We start from the raw sequence: 23,636 nt of genomic DNA, 5'->3' as shown, positions 1-23,636 counted from the left end.
AGCCGATCTTCGATTCCTGCTGTCCTGCTGCGCGCAACAGGACAGGCGGGATTAAAGACAGGCTCTCAGCCTGCGACGCGCCGGTTCGGCACGATCTCCCACCAGGTGACGCAGCGCCAGATCCACTCGAGGGGCCCGTAGGCGAAGCGGCGCAGCCACCAGCTGCTCGCCGCGCACTGCACCACCAGGATGCCCAGGGCCAGCAGCAGCATGACGCCCCAGCGGGTCGAGTTCGACAGGTCGAGCGGCCCGGCGGCGAGCAGGATCAGCGCCGTCGCGGACAGGTAGTTGGTCAACGCCATCCGACCGAGCGGTGTGAAGACCGCCGACAGTCCCGCGCCGAGCGGCGTCCGCAGCAACAGGAGCAGGCCGGTCACGTACACCACGGCCAACGCGACGCCTGCGATGCCGGACGAGGCGTTGAAGCCGCTGTTCATCAGATCGCCCGCCTGGATCGGCAGCGCCACCGCCGCCACGATCGCCGCGCCGAGGCAGAGCACCGCAAGCGCACGACCGCGCCGCGCCAGGGTGTGCACGATGCCGTAGCGAGCGGTGGCCATACCGAGGAGGAAGAGTCCGGGAACGAGCAGGACGCCCCCGCCGAAGATCGACACGGGGAGCAGCGTGCCCGCAAGTCCGCCGACGAGGACCAGCGGCCTCGGCAGCAGGCTCGCGGGCACCAGCACCACCGCGCCCACGATCGCGTAGGTCAGCAGCGCCTCGCCGGGCTGGAACTGCTGGTGCACGAGGCCGAGCACGGCCAGGGCGATCAGCCGCCGGACCGTCGGCAGCAGGCGGCGCCCGCCTTCGGTTCGACGCTCCGCACTGTCGAGGAAGAGCGCGAAGCTCAGTCCGAACAGGAAGGCGAAGATCGGGAAGAACCGCTGGTGGGCGGTCAACTCCAGCACCGTCGGGATCGGCAGCGGCTCGCCGTCGACCATTCTCGGCATCAGGATGATCTGCGGGATGTTGGTGACGAGGATGCCGCAGAGGGCCAGCCCCCGAACGGCGTCGACCGTGGAGACTCGAGCCGTCCTGGCTGCCGGGCGGCCGGTGGCGATCGAAGTGTCAGACACGGCGAGGACGTTAGGCGGGGCCCATGCCGGGTCGCCTCCGCCGAAAGTCACAAACCCGCCGGACAGCGGAGCGGGCCGCCCGTCTCGACGGGCCGCTCGCCACGACAGGCGGCGGGGTCGCCGGGCGACGCGCCCGACCGCCGAGCGCGCTCGACCGGGCGGATTCGCGGGCAGACCGCCCCGGCGACCGGGCGGGCCGCCTGCACACCCCACAGCCTCGCGATCGGGGCCGCAAGCCGATCCCGGTCCGACACATCAGGATCGGCCGACGCGCCCAGCCGTCAGGACGCCCAGGCCTCCAGCATCCGATGTGCGATGGACGCCGCTCCCGGCAGCGTGAAGCCGTGCGCGGTCCCGCCCTCGGCCAGCGCGTCCCGCACCTGATGCCTCGACACCCAGTGCGCCGCCTCGATCTCGCCGTCCGCCGGGATCAGCTCGTCAGAGGGATCGGCGACGGCGGCGAACCCCACCATCAACGAGCGGGGAAACGGCCAGGGCTGGCTGCCCAGATAGCGGATGTCGGAGATCGACACGCCGATCTCCTCGGCGATCTCCCTGGCCACACAGGCCTCCAGCGACTCGCCCATCTCGACGAAGCCCGCGAGCACCGAGTACCGGCCCGGCGGCCAGGTGGGCTGGCGGGCCAGCACCACCTGGTCGGCGCCGTCGTGCACCAGACAGATCACCGCCGGGTCGGTCCTCGGGTAGTGCTCCTGTCGACACTCGTCGCAGTGCCGCGTCCACCCGGCCCGCACCGCGTGCGTCCTCGTCCCGCAGAACGGGCAGAACCCGGACTGGTCGTGCCAGGCCAGCAGGCCGACGGCGGTGGTGAGCAGACCTGCGTCGGTGTCGGTCAGTAGAGGGCCTGCCTGGCGAAGGTCCTGCCACCGGGGCCCGATCTCCTGGGGCCCGATCTCCTCCGGCCCGTCCGCCTCGACGACCACCCGCCGGGCCCAGTAGCCCACCTCGTCCTCGGCGCCGAGCAGCACCGCGCCCTCGGGGCGAGGCTCATCGCGCGGCGTCGCCGAGGTCAGCACGGTGCCGGACGGACTCACCGACGCCCGCCCTTGCTGATCGACGTCGATCAGCCGACCGGACGCCCAGAGGCGATCCAGCGCGGCGTCGTCGCCTCGCACCGGCTCGCGCCGATCCACCGTCGACCGGGAGAGCGCGGGCGGGCCGAGCAACGCGAAGTGCTCGGCCACGCCCGATGTGACGAAGGGATCTGCCTGGCGATTCACGGGAGGGAGACGCCTCCCAGCGCACGCAGCGAGACGGCCAGGGTCTCGGCGTCGCCGACCACGACGCCCGTGAACGCGGTGGGCGTGAAGAACTCACGGGCCGCGTCGCCCACCTGTTCCGGCGTCACCGCACGAAGCCGGTCCGGATGCGCCTGGAGCCAGTCCAGCGGCACGCCGATCGACGCCAGTCCCGACAGGGTGCCTGCCAGGCCGCCCTGCGAGGCCGTGGAGATCAGCAGCGAGCCGATCAGGTATTCGCGCGCCGAGTCCAGCTCCTCCTTCGTCGGCGGCACCACCCCCAGCCTGCCCAGCTCGTACCGCATCTCCAGCACGGCCGCGGCCGTCACCTCGCTGGCGGTGTCGGCGTCGACGTCGAGGACGGCGCCCTGCGGCGTGTACTCGAACGACGAGCTGGCGCTGTAGGTGTAGCCCTTGTCCTCCCGGATGTTCTCGACCAACCGCGAGGAGAAGTAGCCGCCGAACACCACGTTGGCCAGCTGCAGCGAGGGGAAACGCGGGTCGAGCCGGGTGATGGCCTGCGCCGACAGCCGGATCTGGGACTGCACGGCACCCGGCCGGTCCACCAGCAGCAGATCGCCGCCGGAGACCAGCGGCAGCTGGGGAAGCACCGAGGCGCTGCGGTCGCTGTGCCAGTCCGCCAACGCCCGAGACACCGTGTCGGCGATCCGGTCGAGGTCGATGTCGCCGACCAGGACCATCGTCGCGCCGCGCGGCACGACGGCGGCCCCGTGCAGCAGCCGGACCTCGGCGGGCTCCACCGCGAGGACGTCGGCGGCGCGCGGCATCTCCCGCGTGTAGGGGTGGTCGCCAAAGCGCCGACGCTGCAGGGCCTCCCTGGCGATCACCCTGGGCTGGGATCGTGCGACGTTGATCCGCTCGGCGAGCCGATCGCGTTCGCCCAACACCTCGGCCTCGCGGTAGGCCGCGCTGGTGAGCGCGTCGCTGACCACGTCGAGGAAGATGTCCAGCCCGCTGGCCAGCGTCGATCCCGACACGCGCAGCCGCTCCGGGTCGACGACGGTGCGCAGGTCGGCGCCGACGGCTGCCAGGTCGGTGTCCATCAGGACACGGTCCCGCCGTTCGGTGCCGGTCAGCATGGCGGTCGCCAGCAGCTCCGCGACGGCGGAGTGCTGTTCTGCCTCGCCCGCGAACGGGATGCTCATTCGCATCTCGACCATAGGCACGGAGGGCTGCCGGACGGCGATGAGGCGCAGCCCGTTCTCCAGGACGACGTCCAGCCGCACGGGCGGATCGTCCAGCCTGGCCACCCCCAACTCGGGGAGCGGGCGGGGACCCGCCTCGGTGCGGCCGATCTGCTCGGCGGTGCGGTGCGTGGTGGTGTTCACAGGGCGTCTCCAGCGGAAGCGGCGGGCTCGACGGTCAGCACGGCGCGTGCGTCGGGGCGCAGTGCCTTGGCAGCGGCGGCGACGTGCTCGACAGTCACCCGGCCGATCAGCTCGGGCAGCTCGGAACTCAGCTCGGCCCGCCCGTGCAGCAGTTCGAAGGCACCGTAGGCCAGCGTCCGCGAGATGAGCCGGTCGTGCTCGCCGTGCAGGGCCGAGGTCCACCGCGCGGTCACCCTGGCCAGCTCGTCGACGTGCGGGCCCTCGGACGCGAGGATCTCCAGCTCGTCGTCGAAGGCGGCCAGCACCCTGGCCTGCTCCACGTCCGAGGAGTGGATGATCGTCGCGACGAAGGCGTCCGGGTCCCTGGTGTCCAGCGGCTGGAACAGACCGCAGCCCGCGCCGACCTCGATGGCGAGCGCCTCGCCGTGCACCAGCCGATGCGGCAGGCGCGAGGAGTCGCCGTCGGAGAGGACCTGGGACAACACCACATAGGCCAGGTAGGCGTCGAGATCGGTGACCGGGTCGGGAACCCGGTAGCCGAGCGCGATACCGGGCAGCGGCGCGTGCGCGTCGACGTGGGTGCCCCGCAGCTCGGTGGTGGGCACCGGCTCGGCGAAGGAGGGTCGCACCGGAGTCGGCCGGGCTGGGACGTCGCCGAAGTGCCGGTGCACCAGGTCGGTGGTCTTGGCGACGTCGAGGTGTCCCGCCACCGTGAGGACGGCGTTGCTCGGCGCGTAATAGGTGTCGAAGAAGGCCGCGCAGTCGTCGACCGAGGCCTGTTCGAGGTCCGTGAAGTCGCCGTAGCCGTTGTGGGCGTTGGGGAAGGTGTCGAACAGCACCGGCGGCAGCAGGATCCAGGGGAAGCCGCCGTAGGGGCGGTTGAGGACGTTGAGCCGGATCTCCTCCTTCACGACGTCCACCTGGTTGCGCAGGTTCTCCTCGGTCAGCTTCGGCGCGCGCATCCGGTCGGCCTCGAGGAACAGCGCCCGTTCCAACGCGGCAGAGGGCAGCATCTCGAAGTAGTCGGTGTAGTCCTGATGAGTGGACCCGTTGAAGGTCCCGCCGGAGCCCTGCACGTGGCGGAAGTGCGCCAACTTCCCCAGGCTCTCGCTGCCCTGGAACATCAGATGCTCGAACAGGTGCGCGAAGCCGGTGCGGCCCTCCGGCTCGGAGCGGAACCCGACGTCGTAGTGCACGCTCACCGCGACGACGGGCGCCGTGTCATCCGGCGCGAGGACCACCCGCAGGCCGTTGGGCAGGGTGAATCTGTGGAGCTGGTGGTCGACCATTCCGGCAGCCTACGACGTGCACACGCGACCCCGTGGAGTGATGCCGTGGAGCGACTCGCGATGTCCGGCGGACGGCGTCGTCGACACCGCCGGACGGGCGAATCAGCGCAGCGAACGAAGGTGGCCCGCTTCGGCCAGCACCCCGTCCAGCTCGGCAAGAAAACTCGGGAAGTGGACGGCGAACCGCCGCAGATCCGGGCTGGCCGACGCGGTGCCGCCCCGGTCCTCGCCGTACCAGTAGAGCCCGGGCGTCCCGTCAGCACCGCCGTCGATCCCGGCGAACTCCCCCATCCAACGCCGTGTCTCGCCGAGGACGACCGCGTACGGCAGCGAGCGGGAGAACACCATCTCCCGGTCGTCGGCGGGGATGTCGATGCAGGACGCCGTGTCGAGGTAGTCGCGCAGGCCGCGCACCTGGGCGACGAGTCTGCTGCCCCGGACGGTCCGCGCAGGCAGCCGACGCGCATCCAGCGCCATCACCAGTCCGATCACGACGAGTCCGAGTCCGATCAGGGCCGAGCCGCCCAGCGCGGCGAACAGGACGGTGAGCACCGCGCCGAGCGAGGTGACGCCGAGACCCGCCCACCACCAGCGGTTCCTGGCCTGATCGGGCCGGACGGAGAACCAGCGACGTTCGACGACGTCGGCGTACAACGCGTTCTGGACGGCGGCGAGGTCGAGTGCGTCATCGCCTGACAGCTCGGAGACCAGGACTTCCTCGCGGCGGTCCGGCCCGGTGTCCGGGCCGAGTAAGCACGCGTAGAGGACGCGCTCGTAGTCGTGCAGGGCCTCGTCCGGCGGGTTGCGGCGGACGATGCGCCAGTCCAGCACGTCCTGATCGACGTGCAGCTCCTCGATCCACAGGTAGTTGCGGACGGCCAGGTCCACGATGGTGGAGGTGATGTCCACCACGTCGACGTGCTCGTCGACCACCGTGCCGACCTGGCCGGGCAGCACCCCGTCCGGGGAGGCGAAGGCGACCGAGCCGTCCGGCTCCGTCAGCAGCACGTCCACCGGGCCGATCTCGGACCGCAGGGCCGCCCGGTCCTGACGCCTGCGCCGGGCAGGCACCGCCAAGGCCACGAGCAGCAGGAGGAACAGGACGCCGAGGACCACAGCGGTCGACGGGGTGAGGGAGAACGCCCTGGCGATGCTGAAGTTCTCGTCGTACCGCGCGGTGGCGGGCACCGCGTCGGCGGGCAGTCCGACGCTGACCGCGAGCCGGTCGCCCGCGTCGAGTCCGGTCTGCTGCGCGGTGGCGAGCTGCCCCGCGTCGATCTGCGAGACGGTGCAGGTGGTGTTCGAGGACGGCGCGCCCGCGAGGCAGGTGATCGACTGTGGAGCCGAGGGCGACACGAAGGCCACCCGGATCAGGCTGAGGTCGGCGTCCCAGTCGCCCGTGACCTGCCACCGGAACTCCTGGCTCGCGGCGAGATCCGCGACGGCCCCGTCGACCTGATACCGCAGCGTGCTGGTCCCCTGGTTCGCGGTGACGATGAACGCCCGCCCGGTGACCTCGGCCTCGACGGGTCCGTCCGTCTCGACGTCGCGCACCTCGTAGACGCGATCCACGTCCACCCCGGCGAGTTCCCGCAGTGGGGACTCGCGCCTGATCGCCTCCTCGCCCAGGACGGTGATCTGTTCCTCGACGCTCAGCGTCCCGTCCGGTTCCAGGCGCAGCTCGACCACGACCGACGAGCCGTCAGCGGTCGGCTGATCCGACTCCTGAGCCGCGGCGGGCGAGCCTGCGGCGAGGAGGGTGACGACGGTCATGAGGGCGAGAGGACCCCGGACAGAGAACACGGCTGCGGAGGATAGCGGAGTCGCCTTATGCTCGTGATCGACGAGCGCCGACGGCGCGGATCTGCACCACGATCTGGGCGAATGCTGGTAGGACTTCGCGGGAGGGAGTCCGATGGAGACGCCGGGTCGCACGGCGAAGGCCACCGCGCCGGATGACCGAGCCGATCGGCGGTTCGCTTCCTCGGCCGGGTGTTGAGGGAGAGACGCAGTACCGATGTCGCAGTTCAGACCGCCATACAGCGACGGGCCCAGGCCGGGCGGCGACGGATCACGGCATCGCCCGCCACCCCGACCGGTGGCACCACCGCCCGCCGCTCGCCCCATCCGGCCGGCTGCCCGGCCCGCCACGAGAGGCCCGACACCGGTCCAGGGTCCGTCGCCCCTGCCCGACCCGCAGGCAGGCCGAGGCGCCGGGGCACCGGACTCCCCGGAGACACGGGTTCCCCGACGGGCACCGGGGCCGGGCCCGGCGCCGGGTCCGAGGGGCCGCCTGTCCGGCGAGGCAGCGGCGGGCACCCCGTCGACTCACCGGCCCGGCCACCGCACGCAGCGGGCCGGGACGGCCGGAACCTCGTCGGAATCACGCACCACCGGGATGACCGGGCCCATCCGGCTGCCGCTGCCGCCACCCCGCAGTCGGGCGGAGGAGCCTGCCACCGCGCCGCAGCCGATCCCCCGATCCAGGGCACAGACTCACACCGGATACCAGCGGAACGCCGACGGCATCGCAGGTCCCGTGCCGCAGCAGTCTCGCGCGCCGGGGCTGCTGATCACGCTGGGCCTCGGAGTCGCAGGACTCGCGCTGGTCGGCGTCATCGGCGCGATGGCCAACTCGGCGTTGGACGCCTCGAGGCAGACCGCAGGCCCCACCAGGGCGGCGCCGACCGCCGAACCACCCCCCGCCCAGAACACTCCGCAGCCGCCGACCACGCCCACCACCACCGAGGTCGAGACCGAGGAGCCCGAGCCGACCTACGAGGAGCCGGTGGGCAGTCCGCAGCCGGTCTACCTGCTCGGTGATCACCCGATCAACGCCGACGGCATGTACGCCTCCGACACCACCGCCTGCACGCTCGCGCCCTTCTCCCGTGATCACGCCGGACAGGACGCCCTCTACCAGTCGGCGCTGCCGTGCATGGTGGACGCGTGGCGCTACGCGCTGGAGTCGAACAACCTGCCTGCCACCCCGCCCGAGCTGATCACCGTCTCGGGCCCGGTCGAGACGCCGTGCGGCACGGCGAACTCCTCCTATTACTGCAGCGGGAACCACACGCTGTACATGTCCGCCTCGGTACACGCCGATCAGGAGCAGCTGGGCGATCACCCCGGCCCATACCTGAGCGTGCTCTTCCATGAGTACGGCCACCACGTCCAGGGACTGGCGGGCATCATGCAGGCGGCCTGGGACGAACGCTATGCGGTGGGCCCGAACAGCCCGGAGGGGCTGGAGATCTCGCGCAGGCTGGAACTCCAGGCGACCTGCTACGGCGGAATGCTGTTGGCCGCGACCACCCGCACCGGAGTCGTCGACCTCGACACGATGTCGATCGCGTTACGTGACGCGCGAAATCGTGGGGACTGGCCGGATCGGGGCGCGCCGCCGGATCACGGAGCGCCGGAGATCAACGGCGGCTGGATGGAACAGGGCTACTACAACAACAACACTCAGCAGTGCAACACCTGGCTGGCCACGCCTGCCGACGTCCGCTGAACCGCTCGCGCGGGAGGCGGGACGATCACGGCTCCGGCTGTCGGGTCAGCGGCGGAACCGACTGATCCAGGACCGGCAGACGTCCGGTCGTCGAGGAGTCGGACGCATAGAGATCAGACACGCCGAGATCGGGCACCGCAGGGCCGTACGTGCCAGTGCCGTATCCGGCGGGCTCGTGCCCCGCAGCGGCGTACCCGGCAGGGTCATCACCCGGAGTGTCATACGCGGCGGCGCCGTAGGCGGCAGCGGGCTCGGAGCCGGTGGGGTGGGCTCCGGTGGGATCGACTTCGGTGGGGTCGGGTACTCCCGGATCAGGCGTCGTGGCGCCCGACGCCGCCGGTGCGGGGGCCACAGCGCCTGCCGCAGCCGGGCGGGACGACCGCCTGCGCGGACGGCCGATCAGGACGGCCAGCGCCGCCCCGGCCAACCCCGCGACGGCCAACAGCACGGCCGACATCCGCTCGCCGGGGTCCGGCCCGCCGGTCGCGGTGCCCGCGAGCCATACCTCGATCTCCTCGTCCGACTCGAGATCGGCCTCGATCACGTCGACCTCCAGCCGCGCTCCCTCGGTGTGCCCGCAGGCCACCAGGTCCGCCTCCAGGAACTCGGCGTCGAGCTGGACCTCGACGCGGTCTCGCGCACCCGCGACGCCGCAGTCGGCAGTCCGGATCACGACGGCGGTCGCGGCCCGGACGTCGTCGGTGGAGGCGCCCTGGAACGGGAGCAGTCGTCCCGTCGCCACGAGAACGCCGATGCCGAGCACGGCGAGGACCATGATCGTCAGCACCGACCTGCCAGGTCCCTGTCGAACCGCCACGGCGAAGATCGTGGCAGACGCGCGAGTCGGGCCGTGCGGCGGACCGCGCACGGCGAGGACTCGGTCACCCAGGGCGGCCGATCGGCCTACCGGGTCGACTCGGCAGCGCCGAGTTCCGGCCGGAGCCGCTCAACACGCACCGTCACGGCGGCGCGGGAGGCGACCCCGGTCCCGCCACACCGCGCGGTGATCGACGTGGTCATCTCGCCCCGGAACGGCCTGCCCGCCGAACGGCTCAGAGCCTGTCTTTAATCCCCGCTTTCCTGTTGCGCGGGGCCAGCGCGGCGATCTGCGGCGTTGTCGTCAGTCAACATAACTCCGTTATGCCTCCTTCCTCCGCCTGGCAGCTCAGCCACGCTGATCCCCGCTCACGACGGAGGAGGATCAAAGACAGGCTCTCAGTCGGCCTTGCCGTCGGGCGGCGTGACCTTGCGCACGTAGATCAGTCGATCGCCGATCTCGAGGGCATCGGCCTGCGGTGCGTCGATCCGGTACAGGGTGCCGCGCCGCACCACGCCGAGGACGATGTCGGTCAGGTGACGTGGAGAACCGCCCACCTCGGCCGGATCGACCGGGCGCTCCCCCATCGCCAGTCCCTCGTCGGTGGTGAGCAGGTCCTCGAAGATCTCGACCACCGAGGGCGTGGTGGTGGCCATCCCGAGCAGCCTGCCCGCCGTCTCGCTGGAGACGACCACCGAGTCCGCGCCGGACTGGCGCAGCAGATGGACGTTCTCCGCCTCGCGAACCGCCGCGACGATGGCGGCCTTCGGGGCCAGCTCCCTGGCCGTCAGCGTGACCAGGACGGCGGTGTCGTCCCGGTTGGTGGCCACCACGACGGCCCTGGCCCGCTGGACGCCCGCAACCCGCAGCACGTCGGATCTGGTCCCGGAGCCGCGCACGGTCACCAGTCCCAGCGCGGCGGCGGCGTCGAGCATCGTCTGATCCGAGTCGACCACCACCAGGTTCGAGGGGTCCACGTCGTCGCCGAGCAGCGATCTGATCGCCGACCTGCCCTTCGTCCCGTAGCCGATGACGACTACGTGGTCACGCACCTTCGACCTCCAACGTTGGATCTTCAGGGCTTGCCGGGACCGCTCGGTGAGCACTTCCAGCGTGGTCCCGACCAGGACGATCAGGAAGAGCACCCGCAGCGGCGTGATCACCAGGATGTTGATCAGGCGAGCCGAGTCCGAGACCGGGGTGATGTCGCCGTATCCGGTGGTCGACAACGAGACGGTCGCATAGTAGAAGGCGTCCAACAGCGACACCGAGTCGTCGGCGGTGTCGCGATAGCCCTCGCGATCCAGGTAGACGATGATCACCGTCGCCAGCAGCGCCAGCAGCGCACCGATGACGCGCTGGGCGATGGCCTGCACCGGGCCGACCCCGCCGCTGGGAATGTGGACGACGCCCACCAGCGTGTGATCGGGCCGAAGATCGAAGTCTCGTTCGATCGCGGCTCTGCGAAGTCCCATCAGGCCGAGGCCTGGACGATTGCTCTGCTGCCCGTCACACCCGTCACCGCCACCCGTCGCCTGTCGAGGGCACATCGGCTTGCGGCCCGCACGGCTCCGAGCGTAAACGGCCCGGCCGAACCACGTCGAGCCGAACACTCCGATGCGGAATGTCACCGACTCGGCTCGGTCAAGATTGAGCCGCGTCGGCGACCACCCGCCTTCCGAGGGGATTAAGATGCGTCCGTGCCGTCACTCCAGCAGGCAGCTCAGGCGCTCGGTTGGCACGGTCATGTCGTCGCCGATGTCACCGTGCTCGGCCAGCAGGTGTCCGCGGTCGTGGGATTACGCGCCGACGTGCATCGTTGGCGTGTGGAGAACGGCTGGCCCCCGGAGCCGAACCCGTCGTGGTTCCGTTCCTGGTTCGAGCCCACGTACTACGACCAGATCCCGGTGCCCGCCGTCGATCTCATCGGCGTCCTGGTCACCGAGTCGAAGGCGGGCCGGGCGCTGCGCTCCTGCGGGACGCTGATGACCCTCGCACCGTGCGCGGTCGTGCTTCCCGCAGCTCAGACCAGCGATCCGTGGCCGCTGGCGGAGCTGGACTACTACGGCATCGGCGTGGTGGCCGTCGGCATCGATCACGAGCCCGCTGTGTCGATCCGGCCGGAGGACCGCTCGTCGGAGTTCGGCGGCTCGCTGTTCGGCCGCTGGCTGCTGGAGCTGCTCTACCACCGCGTCGTCACCGAGGTGCTGACCTCGCCGAGGTGAGCGGCGGTCCGGCGGAGGCTGCGCCGGACTCGGACGGACTCGGCGGAAACGACTCCGCCGCCAGAGAATCGCGGTTCTGTTCGAACAGCGTAAAAGGATTCCGGAGAACCGGGTGCCGAGATCACCCGGAGAAGGCGTCTGCGCCGTCGATCAGATCGACAGCGCAGACGTCACACACCAGATGCTCGACTCAGAGCCTGTCTTTAATCCCCACTTTTCCTGTTGCGCGGGGCCAGCGCGGCGATCTGCGGCGTTGTCGCCAGTCGACATAACTCCGTTATGTCTCTTTCCTCCGCCTGGCAGCTCAGCCACGCTGATCCCCGCTCACGACGGTGGGGGATCGAAGACAGGCTCTCAGGCGGGCACCAATTCGTACTCCTGCCAGTTCAGTGCCTCGGCATTCCATTCCATGCCCCGGCCTTCCTGGAGGGCGCGCAGGGCGTGGAGAGTGTGCGGCCACCGACGGACCACGTCGACGATGGCGATCGCGACCATCTCGTCGGCCTGCCGCTGCTGCTCACCCGGCCCCAGGACGATCGTGTTGCCGCTCTCGCCTCGGAGATCGGTGAGCGGCGTCTGTCCGGACAGCACGGACTTCTCGACCAGCACCGGGCGGTTCGGGGGGACGTCGTCCGGCCAGACCTGCCGGTCGATGTCGGCGGCCTGCGGCTCGCCGCACTGGCCGCAGGTGCAGCCGCCGCCCACCGCCCAGCCGTGCTGGCCCCAATGCCAGACGGCGGTCGTGCCGGTGCGGAGATCGCTGAGGCCCGCGACATGCGGCCACGCGTCCACGACTCCGCCCAGGGTGGTGGCCCTGGTGGGGCCGTCTGTCTCGCCAGGGCCGAAGAAGGACCACACACCGTCCTCGTTCCGAGCCACCCGGACCAGCGGCGCACGCAGCGCCACGACATCTTCTGCGACCTGAACCTCCGTCGTGGGCGACGTGGTCAGCTTCCAGTACAAGTTCTCGGACATCGCCCGAGATCGTTCCTAAGCAACCGAGGCCGCAACAAGCTCGTCCACCCGATCAGGGGTCACCCGCATCGGGGATCTTTCGTAGCAGTGCCCGGATGCCCTCGGCATCGAGCAGGTCGGCGGGCTGCACGGTCCGGTCGGCGCGCACGTAGTGGAAGGCCGCGCGCACCTGGATCAGCGGCGTGCGGGAGAGCGCCGCCCATGCCAGCCGGTAGGCCGCGAGCTGCACGGCGAGCGCGGGCAGCCGGTCCGAAGGAGGCGGTGCCCCGGTCTTCCAGTCGACCACGGTCCAGCCGCCGTCGGCATCGGCGAACACGGCGTCCATCCGGCCCCGCAGCGCCACCCCCTCGATCTCGGTCTCGAAGGAGACCTCCACCGCGTGGGGCGTCCGGTCCGCCCAGGAACCCGCCAGGAACGCCTCCTGGAGATCGGCCAACGCCGCGATCGGCTCGTCCTCGTCGTCGTCCGCCGCGCCGGGAAGGTCGTCGACGTCGAGCAACCGGGTGACCGAGAAGCGCCGCTCCAGCCAGGCATGGAACGCGGTGCCGCGTCGAGCCGCCTGGCTGGGCGGATACGGCAGCGGCCTGCGCAGTCTGCGCGCCAGGCCCTCCGGGTCGGCGGCCAGTTCCACGAGCCTGCTCACCGAGAACTGTGCGGGAAGCAGAACCTGATCGGCCGCGTTCGCCGCCGAGGCCCGTTCGGCGAGCAGCACCGAGACGTCTCGCTGCCATCCCTCGGGATCGTCCTCATCGAGCACCGGCTCCGCAGCCGAGTCGGCGCCCGCGTGGTCGGCCACGGTTCCCGCCCCGGAGTCGACCATGGGCCCGGCCGCGACCGCAGGCCCGCCTGCGACTCCGACATCGGCAGGCCGGTCCTCGTCCGCCCGGTCGAGCCGGTGCTCGTCCAGCAGAGCCCGCAGCTCGCCCCGCACCAGCGCGGCGCCCGCGAGCACGTCGGCGCGCCGCGAGCCCAACGGGTCCTTCGGCCATTCCGCCGAATTGACCGTCGACGCCAGCGGGTTCTCCTCGTCGGGTTCCGGGGGCGCCGCCCAGCGATCGACCGTCCCGACCTCGGGCCGGGCGGTGAGCACCTCTTTGACCTGCTTCAGGAAGTCGGACGGCCCGCGTGGGCTCTTCCCCGTCTCGCCCCACCAGTGTCCGGACACGAGCAGCGTTCGCTCCGACCTGGTCAGCGCCACGTAACAGAGCCTGCGCTCCTCCAGCAGCCGCCGCTGCTCGAAGTCCTCCGAGTGCTGCGCGAGCGACTCGATGACGACCTTGCGGTCGGCGCCCGCAGGTATCCGCAGCTCGGGCAGGTCGACGGCATCGCCCCGCAGCTCGGCGGGGAGCTGGACCACCGAGCCGAGCCAGTCCGCCGAGCGCCGCCCGCCGGGGAACACCTTCTCCACCACGTGCGGGACGGCGACGACCTCCCATTCCAGGCCCTTGGCGGCGTGCATGGTCAACACCTGCACCCGGTCCTCGGCGACCTCCACCTCGCCAGGCTCCAGGCCGTCCTCGGCCCGCTCCGCCACCCGCAGGTAGTCCAGCAGGGCGGGCAGGCCCGCGACCGGGCTGGCGGCTGCGAAGTCCGCGACGACGTCGGCGAAGGCGTCGAGATGAGCACGGCCGACGCTGCCGGGACGGGCGAGGCTCTCCACCGTGAGGAGCAGGGTCCGCTCGACGTCGGCGACCAGCTCGGGCAGCGGCTGATCGAGTCGCCGTCGCAGCATCGCCAGTTCCCTGGCCAGCCGTTGGATCCGGCGGAAGCCCGCAGGCGAATAGTCGGTGGCGGGGCCGGGGTCCTCCAACGCGTCGATCAGCCCGGCCTGCTCGGCATGTTCACCGGGCAGTGCGTCCACCGGTGATCCGCTCGACTCCCTCCGATCACCGCTGTCGGCGAGCCGACCCGCCCTGGCCCACAACGCGGCCAGGTCTGCGATGCCCAACCGCCAGCGCGCCCCGGTGAGCAGCCGAGCCGCCGCCGTCCCCGCCAACGGATCGACCAGCATCCGCAGGGCGCTGACCAGATCACGCACTTCCGGCTCGTCCAGCAGGCCGCCGAGCCCCACGACCTCGACCGGGAGTCCCTCGGCCCGGAGCGCCTCCGCCAGCTCGGCCATGTCCGCCCGGCGCCGCACCAGCACGGCAGCGGTCGGTGGACTGCCGGTCTCCGCCACCACGGCCCGCCACCGGGTCGCCACGGCCGAGGCCAGCCAGGCGCGTTCGAGTCGGACGTCGGACAGTAGGGCGCAGTGCACGTCGCCCTGCTCCGCACCCGGCTTCGGCCGCAGCTCTTCGACCTCCAGTCCGGCGGCCCGCAACGGGGCGGACACCGCATTGGCCAGCGTCAGCACCTCCGGCGGATTGCGGAAGCTGGTCAGCAGCCCGTAACCGCGAGCAGGGGCCGGTTCGCCGTGCGCGTCGACGCGGGGGAAGTCGGTGCGGAATCGAGGCAGGTTCGCCGCGCTGGCGCCGCGCCAGCCGTAGATCGCCTGTGCCGGGTCGCCCACCGCCGTCACCGGCAGTCGGTCGCCGTCCCCGAAGAGGGCCCGCAGCAGGACGCGCTGCGCGTGTCCGGTGTCCTGATACTCGTCCAACAGCACCGCGCCGAACCGGGCCTGCTCGCCCGCCGCGACCTCCGGATGCTCGTCGGCCAGTCGCGCGGCGGCCGACATCTGATCGGCGAAGTCGAGCACCCCCTCGCGGCGTTTCCGCGCCGTGTAGTCGTCCAGCAGCGGCAGCAGCGCCACCCGGAGGCGCTGGACGGCCAGCTTGTCGCGGAGTTCCTGCGGCAACGCCATCCGCTGCCTGGCGACCCGAGGAGCCTCCTCCACGACACGGCAGAAGTCCGCCGCGTGGGCGCGCAGCTGTTCGGGGGTGACCAGATGCTCGGCGAGTTCGCCCGCCAGTCCGAGCAGGTAGCCGGTGACGGTGGCCGGGACCTTGTCCGTGTCGATGTCCTCCGTCCAGGTGGACACCACGCGGTGCGCGAGCTGCCAGGCGGCGGTCTCGCTGAGCAGTCGCGCGCCGGGCTCGGCGGGCAGCCGGAGCCCGTGCTCGGCGACCAGCCTGCCCGCATACGCGTGATAGGTCAGGACGGTCGGCTCGCCCGCGAGCACCGCCGAGGTGCGGCCGCCGCCCGGATCGAGCCGGTCGAGCAGCCCGGAGCCCACCAGCCGCCGCAGCCGGGCCCGGACGCGGTCGGCGAGCTGACGCGCTGCCTTCCTGGTGAAGGTCAGGCCGAGGACCCGCTCCGGGGCGACCAGGCCGTTGGCCACCAGCCAGACGACCCTGGCCGCCATCGTCTCGGTCTTGCCCGCACCCGCACCCGCGATCACCAGGGCGGGTTCGCCGGGCGCGGCGATCACCCTGGCCTGTTCCTCAGTGGGCACCGGAAGACCGAGCGCCTCGGCGAGTTCGGCAGGGGTGACCGTGCCCCGGTCACCGATCGCTCGGCTGCCGATCACTCGCTCACCTGCCTTCCGGAGGGATGCAGCGGGCAGCTCGTGCGCACCGGGCAGCGCGAGCAGTCCGCATTCTCCGTCGCCGCGTAGCGCGGCCCCCGGCTGGACGACGCCGCCTCGGCCAGGGTCAGCCGCCACCGGGCGACGCCCTCGGCATCCAGCGGCGGCTGAACCCGTTCGGTGGCCGCACCGGTTCGGCCGTCCGGCTTGGCGACGTACAGCAGCCGCGCACCGCCCGGCTCGACATCGGCACCGAGATCGCGGAACGCGCCGAGGGAGGCCGCGAGCTGATAGACCGCGAGCTGCGGGTGGTCCACGGCGTCCTTCGCCGACACCGCTCCCCGACTGGTCTTCACGTCGATCACCACCGGCCTGCCGTCGGCATCGGAGTCGAGCCGGTCCACTCGACCACGAATCCGCAGCCAGAGCCCCTCGGGGTCGGCGGGCAGCGAGACGTCCATGTCGTGCTCCACCGCGAGCTGGCTCAGCTCGGAGCGGCTCGTGGCGTACCAGCCGAGGAAGGAGTCGAGCATCGCCTCGACCCGCTGCCGCTCCCGGCGGGAGAACCACGGCGCTCCGGCGTCGACCGCCGCCCACGCCTCGTCGAGACTGCGCCGCAGCGTCTCCCGATCGGCGCCCTCGCCCGCAGCCTGTACCAGGGCGTGCACCAGGGTCCCGGTCACCGAGGCGAGCTCGGCCTGGTCCTGACCGCCGTGTCGTTCGACCACCCAGCGCGTCGGGCACTTCGTCAGCACGTCCACCGTGGACGGCGACACCCGCACCTGATCGCCGTCGACCCAGAGCGGCGCCTCGGTGGAGGGGTCCGCGAGTCCGTACCAGGAGGCCGGGTCGCTGCCGGGAACGCGTTCGGCGGCCAGCCGCGCCAGCGCCCGCGCGGCTCGATCGCGGCGGGCGGGCTCGGTCGACGGATCACAGACCACCCGGCGCAGTTCCCCGACCAGTTCGGGCAGCGACAGGCCGCGAGGCGGCCGGAACAGCGGCCGCGCCTCGGCCTCGGCGTCCGTCGTGGCGTCGTCCAGCTCGTCGAGGAACCGGGACGGCTGCTCGTCCTCGCCACGCACAGCACTGACCAGCAACGTGTGTCGGGCCCGGCTGGCGGCCACCACCAGCAGTCTGCGTTCCTCGGCCAGCAGCGGAGCCGTGGCCGACACGGTCTCGTGCGGCACACCGGTCAGGACGTCGACCAGCCGTTCCACTCCGAGCAGCGAGCCGCGCAGCCGCAGGTCCGGCCAGCGGCCCTCCTGCACACCGGGCACGGCCACCACGGTCCACTCGCGACCCGCGGCGGCGTGGGCGGTGAGCACGGCCACCGACTCGCCCTGCGGCGCGCGGGGGGCCAGCGAGTCGCCGGGGACCTGGTGCACCATCAGCCGCTCGACGAATCCCGCGACGCTGAGTCCCGGCCGCCGCTCGACATGGCGGGCGGCGGAGTCGAAGAGGGCCAGGACGGCGTCGAGATCCCGATCGGCCTGGGCTGCGGCGGGGCCACGACGCTCGGTCTGGCTCACCCAGTGTCGTTCCAGGCCGCTGGCCTGCCAGACCTGCCAGAGCACCTGCTCCACACCGTGGCCGTCGGCGATCGCGGCCCTGGCCACGGCCAGCAGTCCGGCGATCGTCTGCACCGGGGCGGCGGCCTCCGGCTTCATCCCGGCGAGTCGATCGGGTTCGTTCATCACCTCCACGAGCAGTTCGCCGCTGCCCTTCTCGACGCCTGCGGCCACCGCCAGCCTGCGCAGCTCCCGGCGGACTCGGCGCTGCGCGAGGGTGTCGGCGCCGCCGAGCGGGGAGCCGAGCAGCATCGCGGCGCCGTCGGGTTCCAGCCGCTCCGGCTGATCGGCGCAGAGCAGCAGATGGAGCAGCGGGCGGACGGCGGGCTGCTGCGCCAGCGGCACCTCGTCCAGCGGCACCGTCATCGGCACCCCTGCCGCGAGCAGCGCCCTGCGCAGTACCGGGAGCGAGTGGGCGGCGGATCGGACGACCACGGCCATCTCGGACCACGGGACGCCGTGCAGCAGGCGAGCCCGACGCAGCTGATCGGCCACCCAGGTGGCCTCCTGGGCGGCCGAGGCCAGCAGGCGCACCTGCACGACCCCGTCGGCGGCCAGCGGCAGGCGCGGGTCCGACGGCTCCCTGTCCTCGGCCGGGCGGCCGAAGACCGAGGTCTCGCGATCCGACGGCGGGGCGTTCTCGACGTCGTCCGGCGGCGGCTCGTCGTCGAAGGGGTCCGGCGGCAGGTCCTCCTCGAAAGGGTCCGGCGGCAGTTCGTCGTCGAGCACCTCCGGCGGGCTCTCCTCGTCGAGGAACCCCGGAGGAGGTTCCTCGACGAGCGGCTCCGGCGCGGCAGGGGCGACGAGTTCGCGCTGCGGCCCCGTGCCCGGCAGCCGGGTGATCAGCCGCCGCACGGCACCCCGGACGGCGGGCGACATCCGGTGATCGACGGTGAGCACCACCGTGCGGTCGCCGTCGGAGTCCGCGTCGAGCAGACAGCGCGGATCGGCGCCCCGGAAGGAGAACACCGACTGATCCGGGTCGCCCGCCAGGATCAGCTCCTTCGCCTGATCGCCCAGCAGCCGGATGAGCCGATACTGCTGCGGATCGAGGTGCTGGGCGTCGTCGACGATCAGATGGCGGACCCTGGCGTGCTCGGCGGCGAGCAGGTCCTCCTCGGTCTCCAGGGTCAGCAGGGCCTGCGAGACCAGCTCGGCGGCGTCCAGCGAGGGTGCCGACTCGTGATCCGCACCGGGATTGGCCGCGCCGAGCTGCGCCACCTCCTCGTACACCTGGCCGAATCGGCCTGCGGCCACCCATTCCGGGCGACCGTGCCGTTCCCCGAGCGCGACGAGGTGTTCCGGGCCGAGGCCGCGTTCGGCCGTCCGCAGCAGGAGATCACGCAGTTCGGCGGCGAAGTCGGGGAGCAGCAGCGCCGGGCGCAGGGCGGCGGGCCAGTCCGAGGCACCGTCCTCGACGTCGCCCCGGAGCAGCTCGCGGATCATCGCGTCCTGATCCGGGACGGGCAGCAGCCTCGGCTGCGGCAGGCCCACGAGTCCGGCGTGGGCGCGCAGCACGGCGAAGGCGTAGGAGTGCAGGGTGCGGACCATCGGCTCGCGGGCGATCCTCGGCAGCCCGCTCTCCGGGTCGGGCCCGGTGAGCAGCGCCGCGATCCGGCTGCGCAGCGCCTGAGCCGCCGGCCGGCCTGCCGTCAACACCAGCACAAACTCGGGATCGACACCGCCGCGAATCCGGTCGGCGACGGTCTCGGCGATCAGCGTGGTCTTCCCGGTGCCCGGCCCGCCGAGCACGCGGAGCAGGCCGCCGGGGTGATCGAGCACCCGGCGGCCCATGGCATCCCAGTCGGTCTGCCGGCGGGACGTCCACCGGCGCCGCACCAGTGACGGCGAAGTCCGTTCCACTCGGAGGATGCAACCATGCTCGGCGGACATCATCGCGCGCGGCATGGGGCGTGTCGTGATCATGAGGTCTGGCGCACGCCTCGGCGGCGGCGGTGCGCCTCGACTTCACCCGGTCGACGATGGACATTCGACGACTCCGGCCGCACGGTCTCGCCGGCTCCGTCGCCGGGCGACCCCGTCGCAGGCGGCCGCCCGGCTCAGGCAGCACTTCGCAGGCAGCCCGTCGCAGGCGGCTACGTCGCGACCGGCCCGACCCGGCGCGGGCAGGCGGCACGGCCGTAGCAGCAGCCGATCCGCCGCCGGGGCTCTCGCACGCCGGTGTACTCGACTGATCAGCGTGGTCCGACCCAACCCGACCCGACCCGACCCGACCAGACCCGGCGCGGTGCGCGGCCGACGCGCCCCCGCACGCCGATTCACCAGAGTCCCTCCTCCTTGGCGGGTGCCGTGGCGAGCCCTTCGGTCCAGCGGTATCGAGCCATGTCGACGCGGCCGTCCTCGGCGAGCACCCCCTCGGCACGCAATAGTTCGAGCTGACGGTGTGCCAGGTGTGAGGCCACCGTGCCGTTGGCGCGCAACACCCGATGCCATGGCAGATCCGCGCCGTCCTCGGACAGCACCGCGCCGACGAAGCGCGGCGAGGGCGCCCCGGCGATGGCGCCCACCTCTCCGTAGGCCAGCACCCGTCCCGCCGGGATGCTCGCCACCACCTCGCGCACCCGCTCGGTCCATTCCTCGTCGCTCATCAGCACTCCCGAATACCCGTGACCGCACAGCCGACCCCATGACGAAGATCAGCCGCGAACGGTGTGGAACCGTCATGCCGGGTCGTCCTGCCCGCATTCGAGGTACCGCAGGCCGAGACCGCTCTTCGTCGCTCGGAGGGCGTTCATCGTCGCGTGTCCCGGACGGGCGGGGGTGCGCGGGCCTGTCGGGAGTCCGAACGCGCGAACACGTCCGCGGCGAGCCGCGCAAACTTCTCTGCGGCCCACCCGCACAGAATCAGCACCCCGGCCGAGCCGCGCTCCTGCCGCTGCCGTCCGCCGAACCAGCCCAGCACCGACGGCCTGCTGCTCCGCGAGCTGAATCAGTCCTTCCGACCCACTCCGGCGAAGGACAGCGAGTCGACCGGCGCCGGATCGGTCCCGCCCGCCCCCTCCGGCAGCCATTCGGGCACGGCGACCACGCCGGGTCTCAGCAGGGTGAGGCCGTCGAACATCGCCCGGATCTCGTCGGGATCGCGCAGCGTGAGGCCCGCACCGTCCATCGTGAAGCGGCCGCTCGTCTTCACCGTGCTCGTCGTCGCGGCATGGGTGATCACCAGGTGACTGCTCTCGGTCAGCACGGTGCGGAGTGGATCGAGGATCGCGTCGACGTCACCGGGAACGAAGTGCAGGACGCCGCCGAGGAGCACCCCGACGGGTCGGTCGAAGTCCAGCAGGGCCCTGACAGTGGGGTCGGCGAGGATGCGGCCCGGTTCCCGGACGTCGCCGAGGATGGCGCTCACCCCATCGCTGCCGGTGAGCAGTTCCTGGCTGTGGGCGACGGCGAGCGGATCGATGTCGACGTAGACGACGGTGGCGTCCGGGGCGGTCTGCCGGGCGATCTCGTGAACGTTGCCCGCAGTCGGGATGCCCGAGCCGATGTCGAGGAACTGCCGGACTCCCGACGAGGTGAGACGTCGCACGACGCGCCGCAAAAAGTGCCGGTTCTCGCGGATCGCGTCGGCCAGCCAGGGATTGACGCGGAGGATCTTCTCCGCAGCCTGCCGGTCGACCTCGAAATTGTGGGCGCCGCCGAGGAAGTAGTCGTAGACGCGAGCGGCGTTGGGCTGGGTGAGGTCGAGCCCGGTGAGGTCCATCCCCGGCTTCTTCATCACGCACCCGCCAGTCCCGTGTCCGTTGAGGGTCGCAAAGTCCCGGCGATCCTAAAGGTGAGAAAAGCGATTTGAAAATTTCGATATGTGAGAGTTACGCAGTGGCCCGGCCACGAGGACGAGGTGCGGCGGACGGCCGCACTCCGAAGCAGGCTCGACATCGGGTTGACCAGCCGTGCGGCGAGGCGCCGCACACCGACGTCGATCGTCCGGCCGCTCCGGTCGGCCATCGACCTTGGCGGACCCGCACGCCCGCCGCAGGCTCGATCGACCGACCGACTCGGCCAGTCGGTCCGCGACCGACGTGGCCGCATCAGGTCCGGCGAGGTGATCGGCATCGGTGTCGACGGCGTCTCGGCGCTGTCGAGGTGCCATCCTGAACGAGTGACTGAGGAACAGCCGCTGGCCGGTTTCCGCATCGGGGTGACCGCGCAGCGGCGGGCGGCCGAACTCGTCGGTCTACTCGAACGCAAGGGCGCCGAGGTCCGATCCGGACCCGCGATCCACACGATCGGGCTCGACGACGATCCACTGCTCGTCGAGGCGACGACGCAGGTGCTCGCGGCACCGGTCGACGTCGTCGTGGCCGTGACCGGGGTGGGATTCCGCGGCTGGATCGACCATGCCCAGCGCCAGGGCGTCGCGGACCGCCTGCTCGATCATCTCCGCTCGGCCGAACTGCTGGCCCGAGGCCCCAAGGCCAGGGGCGCGATGCGCGGTGCCGGGCTGCCCGATCCGTGGACGGCGCCGAGTGAGACCGTCGCCGAGGTGACCGACCGCCTGCACGAGATCGGGGTGGCGGGCCGTCGGGTCGTGGTGCAGATCCACGGCGAGCCGATGCCGGAGCTGCTGGACGCATTGCGCGCCGGGGGCGCCGAGGTGCTGCCGGTCGCCGTCTACCGCTGGAGTGATCCCGTCGATCCGGCCCCGTTGGACGCATTGATCGCGGCCGCCGCGACGGGCGGACTGGACGCCGTGACCTTCACCAGCGCTCCCGCCGCCGCCAACCTGCTGTCGCGCGCGGCCCGCACCGGACAGGAGGCGGCGTTCCGTCAGGCGGCGCTGGATCAGCTCGTACTCGCCTGCGTCGGCCCGGTGACGGCGGCACCACTGGAGACGGCCGGACTGCCCTGTCTGATGCCGGATCGGGCCAGGACCGGAGCGCTGGTGCGCACGATCGTCGAGGAGCTGCCCCGCCGCCGCGCCCGACGGCGATCCTGACCGACCTGCCTCGACCGTCGCCACCGCACGGCCGCCGCCTGCCGGGGCGGTGACAGCGGGACCAGTCGGCGACGGGTCCGGCGGGCCCCGCAGCGATCTCGACGCATCCGATGTGGATGCGCGGCCGCTCGACGGGCGGACACTGTGGACGGTCGACGGCGGCCGGCCGAGGCCGCAGACCGGATCGCCAGGCGGACGCGCCCGCCTGCGGCGCCTGCCTGCGGCTGTGTTCGCCGACGGCGGCCGGGAAGCACCCCGGCGATGATCTTCATCCCGGAGCCCGGCAGGCCCGTCTCAGCGGGACGACAGGCACGCCCTCACCCGGGCGACGCACGGCTCACAACACCTCGAGGATGAACTGCGCGGCCCGCTCCAGCCCCGCCAGCGACTCCGGTGTGGACCGAGGATGCAGCGCGTTGACCGCCAGCCGGAACAGCAGTGCGTGCAATAACGCCTGCGGCCACTCCGGCAGATGCGCCCAGCGATGGATCAGCCCGGGATCGGCGCCGCCCCAGGCCAGCCCGTCGACCACCACGACCGCCGCCGCCCACTCCACCGGTCGCCAGTACGGCGTGAAGTCCAGCACGGCGGGCGGGCCGTCGCCTGCGAACAGCACGTTGCCGAAGAGGTCGCCGTGCACCACCTGCGGCCGCAGGCCGGTGTGCCTGCGGGAGGTCAACAGGACCTCGAACAGTCGGCCGCCACGATCGAGGTCGAGCTGCGGCTCCTCTTCACCCCAGGCCATCCGATCAGCCACGGAGAAGACGTCCCGGCGCTCGTCGACGAAGCGAGGCCTCGGCAGCCGCGCCGTCGCCCGGTGCAGCCGCAGCGAGACCGCGATCACCTCGTCGTGCCGTGCCTCCGGCGCACCCGCCAGCACGCGGGTCGCGGTCCAGCCGGACACCACCCAGCGGCCGTCGGTGGAGCGCAGCGGCTTGGCCAGCCGGATGTTCTCCGGTTGCAGGCCGTCCAGCGTCTTGGCCACCCACGCGGCCTCCGCCGTGTTGGCCACCGGCTTGAGGATGATCTCGCCGCACTGCCACACACCAGAGGAGTCCAGCGGTTCCGGCTCCTCGTCACGGGCACCGAACGCCGCTCGAACATGAGTCGGCGGGGGGTCCGGTCTTCTCATCACAAA

Annotated in this window: 16 protein-coding genes; 3 read left to right on the top strand and 13 right to left on the bottom strand. The window is 71.9% G+C overall.

Features of this window, described 5'->3' with window-relative positions; genetic code table 11:
* Positions 1-65: 65 nt before the first annotated feature.
* From UA74_RS04865 to UA74_RS04845, 5 genes are all read right to left on the bottom strand, one after another.
* On the bottom strand, positions 66-1,076 hold the full coding sequence (locus UA74_RS04865) for a DUF418 domain-containing protein (protein ID WP_075739243.1): 1,011 nt from the start codon (positions 1,074-1,076) through the stop codon (positions 66-68).
* A gap of 281 nt (positions 1,077-1,357) precedes the next feature.
* Entirely contained in the window at positions 1,358-2,317 is a 960-nt protein-coding gene (gene nudC, locus UA74_RS04860) for an NAD(+) diphosphatase (RefSeq protein WP_404799961.1), read from the bottom strand.
* Positions 2,314-3,684 (bottom strand): M16 family metallopeptidase, encoded by a 1,371-nt coding sequence (locus tag UA74_RS04855; protein ID WP_075739242.1) that lies wholly within the window; start codon positions 3,682-3,684, stop codon positions 2,314-2,316. Before UA74_RS04855 ends, nudC begins: the two co-directional genes overlap by 4 nt.
* Positions 3,681-4,973, bottom strand: coding sequence for a M16 family metallopeptidase (locus UA74_RS04850; protein ID WP_075739241.1), 1,293 nt, complete (start codon positions 4,971-4,973; stop codon positions 3,681-3,683). The genes UA74_RS04855 and UA74_RS04850 overlap by 4 nt, the downstream gene beginning before the upstream one ends.
* A gap of 102 nt (positions 4,974-5,075) precedes the next feature.
* A complete protein-coding gene (locus UA74_RS04845; protein WP_075743424.1) occupies positions 5,076-6,746 on the bottom strand; it encodes a DUF2207 family protein in 1,671 nt (556 codons plus the stop codon).
* A gap of 625 nt (positions 6,747-7,371) precedes the next feature.
* Between UA74_RS04845 and UA74_RS04840 the strand changes: the two genes are divergently transcribed.
* Positions 7,372-8,487 carry a neutral zinc metallopeptidase gene (locus tag UA74_RS04840; RefSeq protein ID WP_083682927.1) on the top strand — a complete coding sequence of 372 codons (1,116 nt, stop codon included), beginning with the start codon at positions 7,372-7,374 and terminating at the stop codon, positions 8,485-8,487.
* A gap of 25 nt (positions 8,488-8,512) precedes the next feature.
* Here UA74_RS04840 and UA74_RS04835 read toward each other — a convergent pair whose 3' ends face one another.
* Positions 8,513-9,304: a hypothetical protein gene (locus UA74_RS04835; protein WP_075739240.1), complete on the bottom strand. Its 792-nt coding sequence runs from the start codon at positions 9,302-9,304 to the stop codon at positions 8,513-8,515.
* Positions 9,305-9,702: 398 nt separating this feature from the next.
* Positions 9,703-10,779, bottom strand: coding sequence for a potassium channel family protein (locus UA74_RS04825; RefSeq protein ID WP_075739238.1), 1,077 nt, complete (start codon positions 10,777-10,779; stop codon positions 9,703-9,705).
* A gap of 225 nt (positions 10,780-11,004) precedes the next feature.
* Between UA74_RS04825 and UA74_RS04820 the strand changes: the two genes are divergently transcribed.
* Positions 11,005-11,529: a hypothetical protein gene (locus UA74_RS04820; protein WP_075739237.1), complete on the top strand. Its 525-nt coding sequence runs from the start codon at positions 11,005-11,007 to the stop codon at positions 11,527-11,529.
* A gap of 354 nt (positions 11,530-11,883) precedes the next feature.
* Here the strand turns inward: UA74_RS04820 and UA74_RS04815 are convergent, their stop codons facing one another.
* The 5 genes from UA74_RS04815 to UA74_RS04795 all read right to left on the bottom strand — a co-directional run bounded on the left by UA74_RS04815 (position 11,884) and on the right by UA74_RS04795 (position 21,262).
* Entirely contained in the window at positions 11,884-12,504 is a 621-nt protein-coding gene (locus UA74_RS04815) for a hypothetical protein (RefSeq protein ID WP_075739236.1), read from the bottom strand.
* A gap of 52 nt (positions 12,505-12,556) precedes the next feature.
* Positions 12,557-15,955: an ATP-dependent helicase gene (locus UA74_RS04810; RefSeq protein WP_075743422.1), complete on the bottom strand. Its 3,399-nt coding sequence runs from the start codon at positions 15,953-15,955 to the stop codon at positions 12,557-12,559.
* A gap of 14 nt (positions 15,956-15,969) precedes the next feature.
* On the bottom strand, positions 15,970-19,431 hold the full coding sequence (locus UA74_RS04805) for an ATP-dependent helicase (RefSeq protein ID WP_404799985.1): 3,462 nt from the start codon (positions 19,429-19,431) through the stop codon (positions 15,970-15,972).
* 386 nt (positions 19,432-19,817) lie between these two features.
* Complete coding sequence (locus UA74_RS04800; RefSeq protein WP_075743421.1) at positions 19,818-20,147, bottom strand: MGMT family protein; 330 nt, start codon at positions 20,145-20,147, stop codon at positions 19,818-19,820.
* 341 nt (positions 20,148-20,488) lie between these two features.
* Positions 20,489-21,262, bottom strand: coding sequence for an SAM-dependent methyltransferase (locus tag UA74_RS04795; protein ID WP_198042923.1), 774 nt, complete (start codon positions 21,260-21,262; stop codon positions 20,489-20,491).
* 399 nt (positions 21,263-21,661) lie between these two features.
* Between UA74_RS04795 and UA74_RS04790 the strand changes: the two genes are divergently transcribed.
* Positions 21,662-22,498 carry a uroporphyrinogen-III synthase gene (locus UA74_RS04790; protein ID WP_075743420.1) on the top strand — a complete coding sequence of 279 codons (837 nt, stop codon included), beginning with the start codon at positions 21,662-21,664 and terminating at the stop codon, positions 22,496-22,498.
* 337 nt (positions 22,499-22,835) lie between these two features.
* On the opposite strand, the gene UA74_RS04785 is transcribed toward UA74_RS04790, so the two are convergent.
* Positions 22,836-23,630, bottom strand: a complete 795-nt coding sequence (locus UA74_RS04785; protein ID WP_075739232.1) for a TIGR02569 family protein — start codon at positions 23,628-23,630, stop codon at positions 22,836-22,838.
* Positions 23,631-23,636: the final 6 nt, after the last annotated feature.

The organism is Actinoalloteichus fjordicus (assembly GCF_001941625.1).
GTDB lineage: Bacteria > Actinomycetota > Actinomycetes > Mycobacteriales > Pseudonocardiaceae > Actinoalloteichus_A > Actinoalloteichus_A fjordicus.
This window is presented reverse-complemented; position numbering and strand designations above follow the sequence as displayed.

Excerpts from the sequence above, each read along its gene's own strand:
- UA74_RS04850 (WP_075739241.1), bottom strand. The coding sequence starts at position 4,973 with ATGGTCGACCACCAGCTCCACAGATTCACCCTGCCCAACGGCCTGCGG.
- UA74_RS04845 (WP_075743424.1), bottom strand. The coding sequence starts at position 6,746 with ATGACCGTCGTCACCCTCCTCGCCGCAGGCTCGCCCGCCGCGGCTCAG.
- UA74_RS04840 (WP_083682927.1), top strand. The coding sequence starts at position 7,372 with ATGACCGGGCCCATCCGGCTGCCGCTGCCGCCACCCCGCAGTCGGGCG.
- UA74_RS04825 (WP_075739238.1), bottom strand. The coding sequence starts at position 10,779 with ATGGGACTTCGCAGAGCCGCGATCGAACGAGACTTCGATCTTCGGCCC.
- UA74_RS04815 (WP_075739236.1), bottom strand. The coding sequence starts at position 12,504 with ATGTCCGAGAACTTGTACTGGAAGCTGACCACGTCGCCCACGACGGAG.
- UA74_RS04805 (WP_404799985.1), bottom strand. The coding sequence starts at position 19,431 with ATGTCCGCCGAGCATGGTTGCATCCTCCGAGTGGAACGGACTTCGCCG.
- UA74_RS04800 (WP_075743421.1), bottom strand. The coding sequence starts at position 20,147 with ATGAGCGACGAGGAATGGACCGAGCGGGTGCGCGAGGTGGTGGCGAGC.
- UA74_RS04795 (WP_198042923.1), bottom strand. The coding sequence starts at position 21,262 with ATGGACCTCACCGGGCTCGACCTCACCCAGCCCAACGCCGCTCGCGTC.
- UA74_RS04785 (WP_075739232.1), bottom strand. The coding sequence starts at position 23,630 with ATGAGAAGACCGGACCCCCCGCCGACTCATGTTCGAGCGGCGTTCGGT.